The sequence below is a fragment of the Phenylobacterium conjunctum genome, from assembly GCF_042679085.1.
In the GTDB taxonomy this organism is placed as follows: Bacteria; Pseudomonadota; Alphaproteobacteria; order Caulobacterales; family Caulobacteraceae; genus Phenylobacterium; species Phenylobacterium conjunctum.
In genome coordinates, this window is the sequence record NZ_JBHTLQ010000113.1 from 1 (window position 1) to 1,816 (window position 1,816).

The 1,816-nt window shown below is 67.7% G+C and carries 1 protein-coding gene and 2 pseudogenes; all 3 read right to left on the reverse strand.

Annotation, left to right across the window (positions count from 1 at the left end):
* A partial coding sequence (locus ACFQ27_RS20880; RefSeq protein WP_449305028.1) for a methyl-accepting chemotaxis protein occupies positions 1–611 on the reverse strand: 611 nt, incomplete at its 3' end.
* Between the two features lie 42 nt (positions 612–653).
* A pseudogene (locus ACFQ27_RS20885) lies at positions 654–1,361 on the reverse strand (MCP four helix bundle domain-containing protein); the annotation flags it as partial.
* A 26-nt stretch (positions 1,362–1,387) separates the two neighbouring features.
* Positions 1,388–1,816: pseudogene (locus ACFQ27_RS20785) on the reverse strand (methyl-accepting chemotaxis protein); the annotation flags it as partial.

A 1,816-nucleotide genomic window follows, 5' to 3' on the forward strand; every position in this document is an offset into this window, starting at 1 on the left:
GCCTGGTTGATCTGGGCCGCGCCGATATCCTGTTCACGGCAGGCGGCCGAGATCTCCGTCACCAGCTCGGCGGTGCGTCGGATATTGGGGACCAGCTGGGTCAGCATCTCGCCCGCCGAGGCGGCGGCCTTGACCGTCTCAGAGCTGACAGCGCCGATCTCGGTCGCGGCCGTCTGGCTGCGCTCAGCCAGCTTGCGCACTTCCGAGGCCACCACGGCGAAGCCCTTGCCGTGTTCGCCAGCCCGGGCGGCTTCCACCGCCGCGTTCAGGGCCAGCAGATCGGTCTGGCGGGCGATCTCCTGAACGATGGTGATCTTCTCAGCGATGGTGCGCATGGCTTCCACCGCCTGGCTGACGGCTTCGCCGGAGGCTTCGGCGTCCTTGGCCGACTGGCGGGCGATCTTCTCGGTCTGGGCGGCGTTGTCGGCGTTCTGCTTGATGTTGGAGGCCATTTCTTCCATCGAGGCCGAGGCTTCTTCGGCGGCAGAGGCCTGCTCGGTCGCGCCCTGGCTCACCTGTTCCGAGGCCGAGGACAGCTCCTGGCTGCCCGAGGACACGTTCTCCGAGGCCGAGATCGCGTCGGAGACGACGCCCCGCAGGCGATCCACCATCTGGTTCACATTGGTCAGCAGGTCGCCGATCTCATCGCGGCTGGTGATCTCGACGGTCCTGGTCAGGTCGCCGTCGGCCACGGTGCGAACCGCCTCGCCCGCGCGGGCCAGGCCTCGGCTGACGGTGAGGGCGATCCAGGCGGTGGCGGCGATGGCCAGCAGGACGGCGACAAGGGTCAGGCCGATGAAGGTCGCCCGGGTGGCTTGGGCCATGGTGTCGTAGATATCGTCCGCGGAGGCGACCTGCTGCTTGCTCTGCTCGAGCAGCGCCTCCGACGACTGGATAATGGCGTTGTTGACCGCCCGCTGCGGGCCCAGCATGACCGCCGTGGCCTCCTCTGTCCGGCCGGCCGAGGCGAGCCGCTGGATCTCGGCGTCGAGGGGCAGGAATCGATTCCAGTCGTCTTGCAGCCGGTTCCAGTCGCCGCGGCTATCCGCTGGCGCGACCTGGAGCGCGGCGGACAGGGTTTCGTTGAAGATCCGCTTCTGCTGCTCGATCTGGGCGATATCGGCCGTGCGTTCGGCAGGATCGTTGGACAGCACGAGGTTCTTTTCGCTGCGCAGGATCTTCAGCAGCGAAACCTCCAGAGCCGCGGCGCTTTCCACCCGCGCCACCGGGCCTGTGACCAGGCCGTCCTGGCCTTCCCCCATCTTGTAGACCTGGACGATCCCGTAGCCCGCAATCCCCAACAGCAGGGAGAGCAGGAGCCCGAAGGCCAGGATCAGCTTCAGTTTGATCGTCAGACGCATGGCGGTGATCCTTGAAGGCGGGAGCTTCAGTAGTCGGTGAAGTCGTTGTCGATGGGATCAGCCCCGCCATAGGAGAGGTCGAGGGCGAAGCCCCGAGCCACGCCTTGATGTGCGGCGCTTTGCTGGGCGGCGACCGGCTTGCGGACGCGAACCGGCTTGGCCGCACGGACCAGCGGGCGGGCGGACGCCGCCGGACGGCGGGCGGGCGGAGCGCCCTGATTGGCGGCGGTCTTGAAGTAGGCGATGGAGGTCTGGAGCTCCTCGGCCTGGGCGGCGAGCTCCTCGGAGGTGGCGCTCATCTCTTCAGACGCCGAGGCGTTCTGTTGCGTGACCTTGTCCAGCTGCTGGATGGCCTCGTTGATCTGGGCCGCGCCGATGTCCTGTTCACGGCAGGCGGCCGAGATCTCCGTCACCAGCTCGGCGGTGCGCCGGATATTGGGGACCAGCTGGGTCAG